The organism is Rhodoplanes tepidamans, from assembly GCF_030813915.1.
Classification (GTDB): Bacteria; Pseudomonadota; Alphaproteobacteria; order Rhizobiales; family Xanthobacteraceae; genus Rhodoplanes; species Rhodoplanes tepidamans.
This window is the reverse complement of sequence record NZ_JAUSUJ010000039.1, coordinates 1-11,853: the sequence shown is the minus strand read 5'-3', so window position 1 is coordinate 11,853 and position 11,853 is coordinate 1. Positions and strand designations below refer to the sequence as shown.

Annotated in this window: 15 protein-coding genes; 6 read left to right on the top strand and 9 right to left on the bottom strand. The window is 72.7% G+C overall.

The window, feature by feature from the left end; translation table 11 throughout:
* Positions 1 to 47: 47 nt before the first annotated feature.
* The 3 genes from J2S22_RS29265 to J2S22_RS29255 form a co-directional block, all read right to left on the bottom strand.
* A complete protein-coding gene (locus J2S22_RS29265; RefSeq protein ID WP_272780245.1) occupies positions 48 to 335 on the bottom strand; it encodes a GNAT family N-acetyltransferase in 288 nt (95 codons plus the stop codon).
* Positions 336 to 393: 58 nt separating this feature from the next.
* A complete protein-coding gene (locus J2S22_RS29260; protein WP_272780246.1) occupies positions 394 to 597 on the bottom strand; it encodes a hypothetical protein in 204 nt (67 codons plus the stop codon).
* 65 nt (positions 598 to 662) lie between these two features.
* A complete protein-coding gene (locus tag J2S22_RS29255) occupies positions 663 to 1,427 on the bottom strand; it encodes a potassium channel family protein (protein ID WP_272780248.1) in 765 nt (254 codons plus the stop codon).
* Between the two features lie 212 nt (positions 1,428 to 1,639).
* On the opposite strand from J2S22_RS29255, the gene J2S22_RS29250 reads away from it, so the two are divergent.
* Together J2S22_RS29250 and J2S22_RS29245 are read left to right on the top strand one after the other, a co-directional pair.
* A complete protein-coding gene (locus J2S22_RS29250) occupies positions 1,640 to 2,305 on the top strand; it encodes a hypothetical protein (protein ID WP_272780247.1) in 666 nt (221 codons plus the stop codon).
* Positions 2,306 to 3,419: 1,114 nt separating this feature from the next.
* Positions 3,420 to 4,943 carry a S8 family peptidase gene (locus tag J2S22_RS29245; protein WP_272780835.1) on the top strand — a complete coding sequence of 508 codons (1,524 nt, stop codon included), beginning with the start codon at positions 3,420 to 3,422 and terminating at the stop codon, positions 4,941 to 4,943.
* 27 nt (positions 4,944 to 4,970) lie between these two features.
* On the opposite strand, the gene J2S22_RS29240 is transcribed toward J2S22_RS29245, so the two are convergent.
* On the bottom strand, positions 4,971 to 5,267 hold the full coding sequence (locus J2S22_RS29240) for a hypothetical protein (RefSeq protein WP_272780834.1): 297 nt from the start codon (positions 5,265 to 5,267) through the stop codon (positions 4,971 to 4,973).
* A gap of 186 nt (positions 5,268 to 5,453) precedes the next feature.
* Here J2S22_RS29240 and J2S22_RS29235 point away from each other — a divergent pair, with 186 nt between their 5' ends.
* From J2S22_RS29235 to J2S22_RS29220, 4 genes are all read left to right on the top strand, one after another.
* Positions 5,454 to 5,735, top strand: coding sequence for a DUF2312 domain-containing protein (locus tag J2S22_RS29235; RefSeq protein ID WP_272780833.1), 282 nt, complete (start codon positions 5,454 to 5,456; stop codon positions 5,733 to 5,735).
* A gap of 214 nt (positions 5,736 to 5,949) precedes the next feature.
* Positions 5,950 to 6,918 (top strand): TIGR03557 family F420-dependent LLM class oxidoreductase, encoded by a 969-nt coding sequence (locus tag J2S22_RS29230; protein WP_272780832.1) that lies wholly within the window; start codon positions 5,950 to 5,952, stop codon positions 6,916 to 6,918.
* A gap of 109 nt (positions 6,919 to 7,027) precedes the next feature.
* Complete coding sequence (locus J2S22_RS29225) at positions 7,028 to 7,291, top strand: type II toxin-antitoxin system RelE/ParE family toxin (RefSeq protein ID WP_272780831.1); 264 nt, start codon at positions 7,028 to 7,030, stop codon at positions 7,289 to 7,291.
* Positions 7,292 to 7,296: 5 nt separating this feature from the next.
* Positions 7,297 to 7,584, top strand: a complete 288-nt coding sequence (locus tag J2S22_RS29220) for a HigA family addiction module antitoxin (RefSeq protein ID WP_272780830.1) — start codon at positions 7,297 to 7,299, stop codon at positions 7,582 to 7,584.
* Positions 7,585 to 7,600: 16 nt separating this feature from the next.
* On the opposite strand, the gene gltA is transcribed toward J2S22_RS29220, so the two are convergent.
* From gltA to J2S22_RS30970, 5 genes are all read right to left on the bottom strand, one after another.
* The gene (gltA, locus tag J2S22_RS29215; RefSeq protein ID WP_272780829.1) at positions 7,601 to 8,908 is read right to left on the bottom strand and encodes a citrate synthase; all 1,308 of its coding nucleotides are present in this window, start codon (positions 8,906 to 8,908) and stop codon (positions 7,601 to 7,603) included.
* A gap of 217 nt (positions 8,909 to 9,125) precedes the next feature.
* Entirely contained in the window at positions 9,126 to 10,016 is an 891-nt protein-coding gene (locus tag J2S22_RS29210; protein WP_272780828.1) for a hypothetical protein, read from the bottom strand.
* Positions 10,017 to 10,187: 171 nt separating this feature from the next.
* On the bottom strand, positions 10,188 to 10,517 hold the full coding sequence (locus J2S22_RS29205; protein WP_272780827.1) for a hypothetical protein: 330 nt from the start codon (positions 10,515 to 10,517) through the stop codon (positions 10,188 to 10,190).
* Between the two features lie 231 nt (positions 10,518 to 10,748).
* Entirely contained in the window at positions 10,749 to 10,961 is a 213-nt protein-coding gene (locus tag J2S22_RS29200) for a hypothetical protein (protein ID WP_272780826.1), read from the bottom strand.
* Positions 10,962 to 11,159: 198 nt separating this feature from the next.
* Positions 11,160 to 11,696, bottom strand: coding sequence for a hypothetical protein (locus tag J2S22_RS30970; protein WP_272780825.1), 537 nt, complete (start codon positions 11,694 to 11,696; stop codon positions 11,160 to 11,162).
* Positions 11,697 to 11,853 lie beyond the last annotated feature (157 nt).

Below are 11,853 nucleotides of genomic sequence, written 5' to 3'. Positions count from 1 at the left end.
CGGCAGGGCCCGGCGGTCAGGGGAGTCGGGGTCGGGAGAGCTGACGGTCAGGAGACGAGGTCGGCGGCCTCGGGGTGCCGCGACACGTAGGCGGCGACGAAGGAGCACAGCGGCACCACCCGCAGGCCGCGCTCGCGCGCGGCGGCGAGCGCCCCGGCGATCAGCCGGCTGGCGATTCCCCGGCCGCGCAGCCGGGACGGCACCTCGGTGTGGGTGAAGACCATGGCTCCGTCGGCGATGCGGTAATGCGTCACGGCGAGCGCGTCGCCGTCGCCGAGCTCGAAGCGCGAGCGGGCGGGATTGTCGCGCACCGTGCCGGTGGTGATGTCGGTCATGGGGCAGGGGTCCGGGTCTGTCGTCCGATGTCCTGCGGCGCGGGGCGCGCGGCGGCACTCAGCCGAAGAGCTGCGTCAGCACCACCAGCACGACGATGCCGACCAGCCCGGCGACGAAGATCGTGCGCCGGGTGCGGGTGCGCAAGACGATCTCGCCGCCGCGCGCCTTCTCGGCCGGGTACGGCTCGGCCGGATGGGGCGGCGGCTGCGCCGATGCGTCCTTGGGCGGCGGGGCGGGCTGGGCGGGACCATCGCGGACCATGCGGCTCTCCTCCACAGGTCAAGGCCGGAACCGGCGGGCTGGTTCCGGGCGGCCGCCGCGGGCGATCAGAACCGCCCGCCCTCGTCCGGGATGTTGAGCACGACGCCGCAGGCCTTGCAGTGCACGGCGTCGGGATCGTGCCGCATCAGGCCGCAGTTCGGGCAGGTGAAGCGCACCTTCGTGGGCTGCAGCAGGGCGCGCGCCAGGTTGAGGAACAGGGTCACGCCGAGGATCATGATCACGACCGAGATCAGCCGGCCCGTCGTGCCGGCGAGCGTGATGTCGCCGAAGCCCGTGGTGGTCAGCGCCGTGACCGTGAAGTAGAGCGCGTCGGCGTAGTTGGCGATCGCCGGGTTGCGGGCGTGCTGGGTCTCGTAGACGAGCCCGGTCATCACGAAGATGAACACGCTGAGATGCACGGTGGCGAGAATCACGTCCTCGTGACGGCGGAACCAGGCGCTGTCGGCGCGCAGCCGCACGAGCAGCTGATAGGTGTGCAGGAGCCGCACGGTGCGCAGCACCCGCAGGAAGCCGGCGCCTTCGCCGACCAGCGGCGCCAGGAACGAGACGATCGCGGCGATGTCGGCCCAGGTGGCGGGGTGCAGCAGCTCGCGCAGCGGACGCCGCGCGATCGCCAGCCGGACCACGAAGTCGACCAGGATGACCAGCCCGAACAGCACGTCGAACTGCTCGACGACGTCGCTGCGCGGCAGGAACGACGTCACCACGATGAACAGCACGGTGGCGAGGTCGAAGGCCAGGAGGCCGTAGCGGAAGCGGTGCGCCTCCGGCGTGTCGGCCTCGTAGTAGTCGCGCAGGCGCGCGATCAGCCGGCGCGCGCCGGCGAGTCGGCGCGATTTGGGGCGTTCGGTCGCGGCGGGTGTGTCGGTGGTCACGGCGAGACTCCTGCGCCCGATGGTAGCAGCCGGCGCCGCCGCCGCGAAGCCGTCGGCGCGCCGCCCGGCCCGTCCGGATCGTGCCTGAACCTTCCGCCGGCTCGGCGCGACCAATCCGCGCGACCTGGGTCTGCCATGGGGACGGCATGGCTTTCGGATTCATCTCGGTTCCGCTCGACGAGGCCCGCGAGGGGCTCGATCTCGACGCGCATTTCGGCGACCGCACCACCCTCGACGACATCGTCATCGCATCGCCGCGCCCGTCGCTGCTGGTCGTGCGCTACTCCGGCAATCACGCGGTGTCGGCCGGCGATCTCGACATGGACGGGATGCTGTCGGCGAGCGTCGCCGGCGTCGTGGTCGACGGCGACCTCGAGCTGTTCGGCGCGATCCTCAGCCGGCGGGCGAAGGCGACTCCGGGCTTCCTGTGGGTGCGCGGCAGCCTGCACTGCCGGGCGATCGCGGTCGGCGCCATGGACCTGGTGGTCGACCGCAACGTCACGGCCGACCTCGTCGTCGCCACCGGCGAGGACGGCCATCTGCGGATCGGCGGCGACGTTCATGCCGGCCGGATGATCGTCGACGACGGCGCGGTCGCGACGGTCGCCGGCCACGTGATGGTGCGGCGCGGCTGGAACGGCTCGGCCAACGCCCAGGTGGCGCTGCGGCGCAGCCGCTGGCACGACGAGGTCCGGCCCGAATGGCGCGCCGCGTTCTTCCGCGGCGACGGGTCGCTCGCCTGCACGGGCGGCGACGACGGTCTCGTCCAGGCGCTGCTGGCCGGCCGCGACATTCTGCGGCCCGAGCCGTGACGCGCCGCGGGCCCGGGAGCGTCACAATGTGGGCGCATGGTCGGTGAAATGACGACGTGGGCGGCCGCGACGGTCGGCCGCCGCTGACGGTGGGGCGGGTGTGGTGACGAACGAACCGGTCCGCGGGACCGCCAAGGCCGGACGCCTGAAGGCGCTCCGGATGCTGTCGCTTGCGGCCGTGCTGGTCGCCGCTGGCGGCCTCGGCGCCGCGGCCCAGCCGGTCGATCCGCGGCTCGACCGCAACCGGCCGGCCGCTGCCGCCAAGCCGCCCCGGGCGCCCGCCGCGCAGACGCCGCGGGCCGGGCCGGTGCCCCGCCTCCTCCGTCCTCCCCAGCTGCAGGGGCCGCGCGGCCCCGCCGGCCCGTCCGTCCGGGCGCACGGCCTGAGCGGGCCGGGCGGCGACGGGCCGGGCGCCCGCGTCGGGCTGCCGGCACGGCCCGACCTGCCGGCCGGGACGCCGGGCCTGCGGCCGGCCGGCCGCCCCGGCCTCGCGGCGCGCCCGGACGCCGTGCGTCCGAACCCCCTCCGTCCCGACCTCCGTCCCGACCTGCGTCCTGGCGGCGATCCGCGGCTGCGCGATCCGCGCGGCGAGCGCGGCCCGACCGCCGGCCTGCCGACCGGCCCGCGACCCGGCGGTCCGCCGCCTCACGGCTCTCCGTCGGGGGCGGCACCGTCCGCCGGATCCGGGGCTCCCGGCACGCCGACCGCCGCCGTTCCGCCCGGGGGGCGCCCCGGTGCGGGGGGGCCCGCGGGCGGCCCGGGGCCGGCCGGCGCCGGCCGCCCGGGCGTGCTGCCCCGTCCTGCCGCCCTGCCGCCGGCCGGCGGCCGTGGCACCCCGACCGCGGTCGGCCCCGGCGGCCCCGCCGGTCCGGGAGGCCGCAATGCGGCGCTTCCGCGCCCGGGCGACCGCCCGGGCGCCCGTCCGGGGCCGGGTGGCCCCGGCGGTGCCGGTTTCGGCCGGCCCGGGGCTCCCGGGCAGGCCTTCGGCCCGGGGGGGCCCGGACGCCCCGGCTTCGCCGGACCGGGCCGGCCCGGCGGCTTCGGGGGGCCCGGCGGGCCCGGGCCGGGCCGCTACGGCGGCTTCCGCTCGCCGGCGGCCGCCGCCTGGGCGACCATGCGGCAGCGCTTCTACGTGCCGCCGCCGCGCCCGGTCGGGCCGCCGCCCGGCATGGGCATCGGCCGCACCGAGCACGAGCGCGTCTACAGCGGCCTGCCGCCGCGCGGCGAGACCCGCTACATCCCGCGCGAGGTGGTGGTGCAGGTCGCCGACACGGTGCCGCGCGCCGACGTCGAGGCCGCGGCCCGCCGGCTCGGCATCGCCGTGGTGTCGTCGCACGGCTTCGAAGGGACGGGCCGCACCCTCTACCAGTTCCGCACCGCCGACGGACGCGACGTCCGCGACGTGATCCGCAGCCTCGAGCGCGAGCGCGTCGTCGCCTCGGCGCAGCCGAACTACGTCTACCGGCTCGATCAGGTGACGAGCGACATCGTGGCGCCGGCCGCCGCCGAGGCGCCGCCGTCGCCCGCCGTCGAGACGCCGCCGGTCCGCGGCCCGCCGGCCGAGGGCGCCGCCGCCGATCCGGCCGCCCCCGCGGCTCCCGCCGAGGTGGCCCCCGAGGCCGCCGCGGGCGAGCCGGTGCCGGCTGCCGCGGCCGCCAGCCTGCAGCCGCTGCCGCCCGGCGACCCCGGCCAGTACATCATCGCCAAGCTGAAGCTCGACGAGGCGCACGCGCAGGCGCGCGGCCGCAAGGTGGCGATCGCGGTGATCGACTCCGACGTCGACGCCCGCCATCCCGACATGCACGGCGCCGTCACCGAGCGCTTCGACCCCGCCGGCACGGCCGCGAGACCGCACCTGCACGGCACCGGCATGGCCGGGGCGATCGTCGCCAAGTACCGGCTGCGCGGCGTCGCGCCGGAGGCGAGCATCGTCGCCGTGAAGGCGTTCGACGAGCGCAGCGCCGGCCCGGAGGCGACGACGTTCCAGATCCTCAAGGGGCTGGATCACGCGATGCGGCGCGGCGTGCGGGTCATCAACATGAGCTTCGCCGGCCCCTACGACGTGATGATCGAGCGCAAGCTGAAGGAGGCCTACGACCGCGGCATCGTGCTGGTCGCCGCCGCCGGCAACGCCGGCCCGAAGTCGCCGCCGCTCTATCCGGCCGCCGATCCCAACGTGATCGCCGTGACGGCCACCGACCAGGCCGACGCGCCGCTCGCCCAGGCGAACCGTGGCAAGCACATCGCCGTGGCGGCGCCGGGCGTCGACATCCTGGTGCCGGCGCCGGGCGGCGCCTATCAGCTCACCACCGGCACCTCGGTCGCCGCCGCCCATGTGAGCGGCGTCGTCGCCCTGATGCTGGAGAAGCGGCCCGACCTGACCCCCGACGAGGTGCGCGCCATCCTGGTCGGCAGCGCCGCGCCGATCACCGGCACGGCCGAGACCGAGACGGGCGCCGGCCTCGTCGATCCGGTCAAGGCGCTGACCTTCGAGCCCGAGATGCCGGAGGAGCCGGCCGTCGCCTCCGACACGCCGGCGAAGCCCAGCACCCCGGCCGCCGCGGCCGCGGCGACGCCGCTCCCGACCCCGCGCGCCGCTCCGCGGCCGGCGGCGACCTCCGGCAAGGCGGTGGAGTAGGGGCGAGCCCGCGCCGCCCGTGGCGCCTCAGCGCCCGTCGCGCTCGCGCAGCGCGGCGCGCAGCGCGTCGGCGACGATGCGGGGCAGGGTGGTGGTCAGCACCGTCAGCTTGCCGTCGAGCTCGGCGAGACGCCGGCCGATGTCGTCGACCTTGCGCTCCATGCGGTCGAGCCGCGCCTCCAGCGCGGCGACCCGATCGCTGGTGCGCCGCGCCTCCGAGAGCACGTGGCGCGTCACCATCTTCTCGCCGTCGACCTCGCGCTCGAGAATCCCGAGCCGGGCGGCGAGCTGGTCGAATTCGTCTCTCGTGATGAGCTCGGTCATGGGAGCCTGCCGAAGGTGTCCACGCGATGCCGGCGGGGACGGGACGTCGTCGCGGGGCCCGTCCGGCGCCGCGTCGCGCCAGGGTCGGCGACCGTTAGTAAAACGTCAACCACGGCGGCGCCCGCGCCTTGCCGGACGGCGCCGGATGGCGCAGTTTTTCGTGGTCGCGTTGACCAGGAGTAAACCATGAGCGGTTCGGACGTCACGGGTATCGCCGGCGATCAGCTGCGCACCATCGTCGAGCGCATCGAGACCATCGACGAGGAGATCAAGGCGCTGAACGAGGCCAAGAAGGAGATCTTCCTCGAAGCCAAGGGCAACGGCTTCGACGTGAAGATCCTTCGCGAGGTGATCCGCATCCGCAAGCAGGACCAGAAGGAGCGGGACGAGCGCGAGACGCTGCTCGACCTCTACCTGGAGGCCATCACCAATGCGGCGGTGCCGTCCGCCAAGAAGAAGGCGGCCTGACGAAGCTGTTCGAGGCGTCGGCAGAAGAAGACGAATCCCCGGCCCCCGGCCGGGGATTTTTCGATTCGGGACCAGCTTCCGGACCGGCGTCGAACACGCGACCGGCCTCGCCGCGCGGCACCACGGTGCCTGCGAACCAATCGGGCGCCGGCACGTTGCCAGAGCGGTGCGGCCGACCACGCCGCAGGTTTCCCGTTCGACAGGCGCGACCGACATGATCAAGCTCGGCTACAAGCTGATGTCCGAGGAGCACGGGCCCCTCGACCTCGTCCGCAACGCCGTGGCGGCCGAGGAGGCCGGCTTCGACTTCGCGGCGATCTCGGACCATTTCTCGCCCTGGCTCGACGAGCAGGGGCACGCGCCGCTCGCCTGGTCGGTGCTCGGCGCGGTGGCGCAGGCAACCGGGCGGATCGGCCTGATGACGGCCGTGACCTGCCCGACCTTCCGGTATCATCCGGCGATCGTGGCGCAGGGCGCCGCCACCGTGGCGCTGCTGAGCGGCGACCGCTTCACGCTCGGGCTCGGCGCCGGCGAGCGGCTCAACGAGCACGTGATCGGCGCCGGCTGGCCGGGCCGCGTCGAGCGCCAGGACCGGCTCGCCGAGGCGCTGGACATCATCCAGGGCCTGCTGGGCGGCACGCTGAAGAACTACCAGGGGCGCCACCTGGTGCTCGATCACGCCGAGCTGTTCGACCGGCCGGACCGCAAGGTGCCGGTGGTGCTCGCCGCCGGCGGGCCGATGGCGGCGCGGCTCGCCGCCGAGAAGGCGGACGGCCTGATGGCGACCGACGCCGACACGGCGCTGACCGGGGCCTATGCGAAGGCCGGCGGCAAGGGGCCTCGCTACTGCGAGGTGTCGGTCTGCTGGGGGCCGAGCCAGGACGAGGCCAAGCGGACCGCGCACAAGTATTTCCGCTGGTCGGCCGCCGGCTGGCCCGTGATGGCCGAGCTGCCCGACACCGAGGGCTTCGCCGCCGCGAGCGCCAGCGTGACGCCGGACGACATCGCGAAGGTGGTGAGCTGCGGCCCGTCGATCGAGGCGCATGTGAAGGCGATCGGCAAGTATGTCGACGCCGGCTTCGACCACGTGGTGATCACCCAGATCGGCCCGCGCCAGCAGGAGTTCTGCGAGGTCTTCCGGCGCGAGCTGGCGCCGGCGCTGAAGGAGAAGGCCGCGGCGTAGCCGCGCCGTGCGCGGGCGCCCGGGTGACCAGCCGGACCTTCGGCGGCCGCTTGTCGCTCGCCGCGCGGCGTCGTATGTTCTTGCCATGATCCGGACATGGCGGAATGCCGTGAGCCGCAGAGTCTGGGGCGGCGAGCGGCCGAACCAGCTACGCGGCCTGGATTTCGACGCGGCCATCGATCTCCTGCTCGCGCTCAATGTGGCGAAGGGATTGGGGGATCTCAGCCCGCTGCGGAGCGTCGGTCTTCACAAGCTGAAGGGCGACCGCAAGGGACAGTGGGCCATGACCGTGAACGAGCGCTGGCGGATCTGCTTCGTCTTCCGCAAGGGGGACGCCTACGACGTCGAGATCGTCGACTATCACAAGGGATGAGGACGATGACTCCTGCCGTGCATCCGGGCCGACTGCTCAAGCGGGAGCTGGTGGCGCGGGGCATCAGCGCCAACCGTCTCGCGCTCGATCTCGGCGTGCCGTCCGGTCGCATCACCGACATCCTGAACGAACGGCGCTCGATCTCGGCCGACACGGCCGTGCGGCTCGGCCGGTGGTTCGGGAATCCGCCGCAGTTCTGGCTCGATCTGCAGGGTCAGTACGATATCGCCGTGGTCGAGAAGGAGCACGGCGCCGAGATCGCGCGCCGCGTCCGCCCCGCGGACGCGGCCTGACGGCCTCCCCTCGGCCTCACCCCCGCTTCGCCACCGGCACGTAGTCGCGGCGCGTAGCGCCGGTGTAGAGCTGGCGCGGGCGGCCGATCTTCTGGCTCGGATCGGAGATCATCTCCATCCACTGGGCGATCCAGCCGGCCGTGCGGGCGAGCGAGAACACCGCCGTGAACATGGCCGGCGGGAAGCCCATCGCGCGCAGCGTCAGGCCGGAATAGAAGTCGAGGTTGGGGAAGAGCTTCTTCTCGACGAAGTACTCGTCCGCCATGGCGGCGCGCTCGAGCTCCTCGGCGACCTCGAACAGCGGGTCGGCGACTCCGACCTCGGCCAGCACCTCGCGGCAGATGCCGTGCATCACCCGGGCGCGCGGATCGTAGCTCTTGTAGACGCGGTGGCCGAAGCCGAGCAGGCGGAACGGGTCGTCCGGATCCTTGGCGCGGGCGATGAAGGCCGGGATGCGCTCCGGCTTGCCGATCTCGGCCAGCATCTTCAGCGCCGCCTCGTTGGCACCGCCGTGCGCCGGGCCCCACAGGCAGGCCACCCCGGCCGCGATGCAGGCGAACGGGTTGGCGCCCGACGAGCCGGCGAGCCGCACCGTCGAGGACGACGCGCCCTGCTCGTTGTCGGCGTGGAGGATCAGAATCCGGTCCATGGCGCGGGCCAGCACCGGGTTGACCTTGTACTCCTCGAACGGCACCGAGAAGCACATGCGCAGGAAGTTGGCGGCGTAGTCGAGCTCGTTCTTCGGATACACGAAGGGCTGGCCGGTCGTGTACTTGTAGGCCATCGCCGCGATGGTCGGCATCTTGGCGATCATGCGGATCGAGGCGATCATCCGCTGGTGCGGATCGGCGATGTCGGTGGAGTCGTGATAGAAGGCCGACAGCGCGCCGACGCTGCCCACCATCACGGCCATCGGATGCGAATCGCGCCGGAAGCCCTGGAAGAACCGCACCATCTGCTCGTGCACCATGGTGTGGTGCGTGACCCGGTAGTCGAAATCCGCCTTCTGCCGCGCGGTCGGCAGGTCGCCGTAGAGCAGCAGGTAGCAGGTCTCCAGATAGTCGCCGCGGGCCACCAGATCCTCGACCGGGTAGCCGCGATAGAGCAGGTGGCCGGCATCGCCGTCCACATAGGTGATCTTCGACTCGCAGCTCGCCGTCGAGGTGAAGCCGGGGTCGTAGGTGAAGATGCCGGCCTGGCCGTAGAGCTTGCCGACGTCGAGGACGTCCGGCCCGGCGGTGCCGTGGCGGATCGGAAACGTGTGCGCCTTGCCGTCGATCGTGAGAGTCCCGTTCTGCGCGTGCGCACCCTGGTCAGCGGCCATCGTGGGGGATCCATCCTGAGCGGTTGGCGGCGGTCGAGAGACGGTCGGCAGCCGGGCGGGACGCCGTCGCGGCACCCGGGGCCTGCCGGTCGATGCGTGCCGGCATCTTACCCGGACGCGGGCCGGTGCCAAGGTGGGAGGAGGGCCCGGGGCGCGGTTTGGTAGCGGGTTGCTGCGGCGCACAAGACCGGGCCCCGGGGAGGGCTGCCGGGCCCTCTCAGCGGCGGTCGAGCAGGCCGCGCAGCCGCGCCCAGAAACGGGCGTCCCACGGTGCGGGCGGGGCCGGCAGCCGGGCGAGGGCGGCGTCCATGTCCCGCGCGAAGTCCGACCGCATGGCGGCGAGGCGCCGGGCCAGGCGGCCGCCGCCGTGGATGCGGTCGAACACCGCGTCGTAGTCCGCCAGCACGGCCGCGACCGTGTCGGGGATCTCCTCGAAGCGGCACCAGACGACGTGCTCGTGATACGGAACGTGCGTGCGCAGCGGCACGTCCTCGCTGATCACGATGGCGCCGCGCGACAGCGCCGGCAGCACCCGGAACTCCTCGATCGTGTGATGATGCGGCGTCTGGTGCGCGTTGACCAGAATCCTGGCGCTCCCGTACAGCCGGGCGAGGCCGGGGAGGTCGAACACGCCGGTGACGTTGCGGTATCCGGGAAACCGGTCCGTCAGGGCCCGGATCAGCGGCGCGCGGCGCGGCTGCGCCGTATCGAAGAAATTGCTGAGCACGTCGAGCGGGCGGTCGCCGCCGGTCTCGTAGGCGAAGGGCAGCGACGGCGCGTAGACGATCCTGTTCAGGATCGCGTCGGGAAAGAGGCCGCTGGTCGCGACGTTGACGACGTTCGGGACGGCGTAGTCGACGACGATGTCGGCGGCCTCGTAGTGCGCGGCGTTCACGACCCGCACCAGATAGGTCTCGGCCGGATCCAGGAGCGACGGCACGGTCCCGGCCGGCGTCCCCGCCGGCACGTCGCGCCCGCCCGGCAGCACCAGCGTATGCTCCTGCTGGAAGAAGACTTTCGTGCGCGACAGCCTCACGCGCCGCGCCGCGAGATGCCGCAGCACCAGGTCGCGGTTCATCAGGAGCGGCGAGTCGTTCAGCAGCGGCATCGCGGGTTCCGGACCGGCGCCCCGGTCTCGCACGCGGCGGGGAGGGGAGCAAGGCGGCGCGCGTTGCCGCAGTCTCTGTGGTCGTAGCCCGCGTCGAGCGAAGCGAGACGCGGGACCGGCCTCGCGGCGACGCTCAGCCCGGCTGTCGCTGCGGTCCGGCCGGGCTCCGGGTCACCGTCCGTCGCGCTCGCGCAGCACCTCGCGCATGGTGTCGGCGATCAGGCCGGGCAAGGTGGCGGCGAGGCCGGACACCTTGCCGTCGACACCTGCGATTCTGCCGTTCAAGTCCTCGGCGATGCCCTCGACTTTTCGGCTGAGGTCATCGAGCTTCAGCTCCACCCGGTCGAGACGGGACTTGATCGCGGCGAGGTCGTCGGAGTTGCGGCGCGTCTCGGTGAGCACATGGCGCGTGACCATCTTCTCGCCGTCGACCTCGCGCTCGACGACACCGACGCGGCCGACGAGATGCTCGAACTCGGTGCGGGTGACGTAGTCGGTCATGGGGCTCACCGTTCGCTGCCGCCGATATTAACCCGTAGCCCGCAAGGAGCGAAGCGGATTGCGGGGCGGCGCCGCGACCCGGACGGTGCTTGCCTGCTCCGATTCCGGATACCCGTCGTAGCCCGTTGAGCGAAGCGAAACGCGGGACCGGCGTCGCGACGACGCTCGCCCCGGCCTTCGCTGCGTTCCGGCCGGGCTACGTCTCGCTCCGCTCGGGAAAAGGCGGGCCGCTCAATTCACGACCGGCAGCAACTCGAACACGCGGCCGTGGCGGAGGGCTTCGGCGAGGTCGCCGCGGCGCAGGGCCAGCCGCATCGCTTCGAGCTTGCGGGCATCGTCGAGCGACATCGTCGGCGACGACGAGTCGTCGTTGTACAACAACTCGACGTCGACCTCGGCCGCGTACTTGCCTTCGTGAATCAGCTTGGTCGACGTCCGGATCACTTCGATCTTCGTCCTTTGAAGTCCGCGTCCCAGCGATCGTCGGGACGATACGCCGTCACCAGCACGGCCGGCCGGCGTTGATAATGGTCCGTAGCCCGCGTTGAGCGAAGCGAAACGCGGGACCGGCGTCGCGGCGATGCTCAGCCCGGCTGTCGCTGCGTTCCAGCCGGGTGACGATCGACGACCGACGACCCCGGGCTACGCTTGCTTCACGGGGACGAGCTCGAACACCGTCCCGTAGGTCTCCGCAGCGCCAAGGTCGCCGCGGCGCAGCGCGAGCCGGACGGCATCGAGCTTGGTCACATCGGCCGGCGAGAGATACGGCGACCAGGCGGTATCGTCCTCGATCAGCTCGACCTCGACCTCGGCCGCGTATTTTCCGACCTGAACCAGCTTGGTCCGTTTGCGGGTCATTTCGGTCTCCGCACCTTGAGGTCCGCATCCCAACGCGCCGGATCCGGCCTGTAGGCCGTCACCAGGACGGCGGGACGCCGCTGACCGGCAGGGATGGCCCAGACGACGTGAATGAGGCGCCCGTCCTGGTCCCGCTGCAGGGTCAGAACGCTCGGACCACGGTGCCGGTCCGCATACGCCTCGACCGTCACCCTCGGCAATGCCAGCGACCACCACGGTCGCCATGAAATCATCCGCGAGAATCTCGCCATAGCCGTGCTCGGAGGCGAGCCAATCGCCGCCGAGGACCAGCGTCTGGACCCGCCTCAGGATCTCGCTCATGCCGCGGCCATCCTGGTCTGCGGAGGCGACGATAGCGTCGTGATCGTAGGGCGGAATAGCGAAGAGACTGGGCAAGAATCGGCGGGTCGAGCTGATGTAAGATTCGTCTTATGACGAATCGCCCGTTCAAGACCGGCGTCAGCCGGGCGCAGCCGAG

Bases quoted from the DNA above. Each gene is read 5' to 3' on its own strand.
- J2S22_RS30970 (WP_272780825.1), bottom strand. From the start codon at position 11,696: ATGAGCGAGATCCTGAGGCGGGTCCAGACGCTGGTCCTCGGCGGCGAT.
- J2S22_RS29235 (WP_272780833.1), top strand. From the start codon at position 5,454: ATGAGCGGTTCGGACGTCACGGGTATCGCCGGCGATCAGCTGCGCACC.
- J2S22_RS29240 (WP_272780834.1), bottom strand. From the start codon at position 5,267: ATGACCGAGCTCATCACGAGAGACGAATTCGACCAGCTCGCCGCCCGG.
- J2S22_RS29260 (WP_272780246.1), bottom strand. From the start codon at position 597: ATGGTCCGCGATGGTCCCGCCCAGCCCGCCCCGCCGCCCAAGGACGCA.
- J2S22_RS29220 (WP_272780830.1), top strand. From the start codon at position 7,297: ATGACTCCTGCCGTGCATCCGGGCCGACTGCTCAAGCGGGAGCTGGTG.
- J2S22_RS29210 (WP_272780828.1), bottom strand. From the start codon at position 10,016: ATGCCGCTGCTGAACGACTCGCCGCTCCTGATGAACCGCGACCTGGTG.
- J2S22_RS29250 (WP_272780247.1), top strand. From the start codon at position 1,640: ATGGCTTTCGGATTCATCTCGGTTCCGCTCGACGAGGCCCGCGAGGGG.
- J2S22_RS29245 (WP_272780835.1), top strand. From the start codon at position 3,420: ATGCGGCAGCGCTTCTACGTGCCGCCGCCGCGCCCGGTCGGGCCGCCG.
- gltA (WP_272780829.1), bottom strand. From the start codon at position 8,908: ATGGCCGCTGACCAGGGTGCGCACGCGCAGAACGGGACTCTCACGATC.
- J2S22_RS29265 (WP_272780245.1), bottom strand. From the start codon at position 335: ATGACCGACATCACCACCGGCACGGTGCGCGACAATCCCGCCCGCTCG.
- J2S22_RS29205 (WP_272780827.1), bottom strand. From the start codon at position 10,517: ATGACCGACTACGTCACCCGCACCGAGTTCGAGCATCTCGTCGGCCGC.
- J2S22_RS29230 (WP_272780832.1), top strand. From the start codon at position 5,950: ATGATCAAGCTCGGCTACAAGCTGATGTCCGAGGAGCACGGGCCCCTC.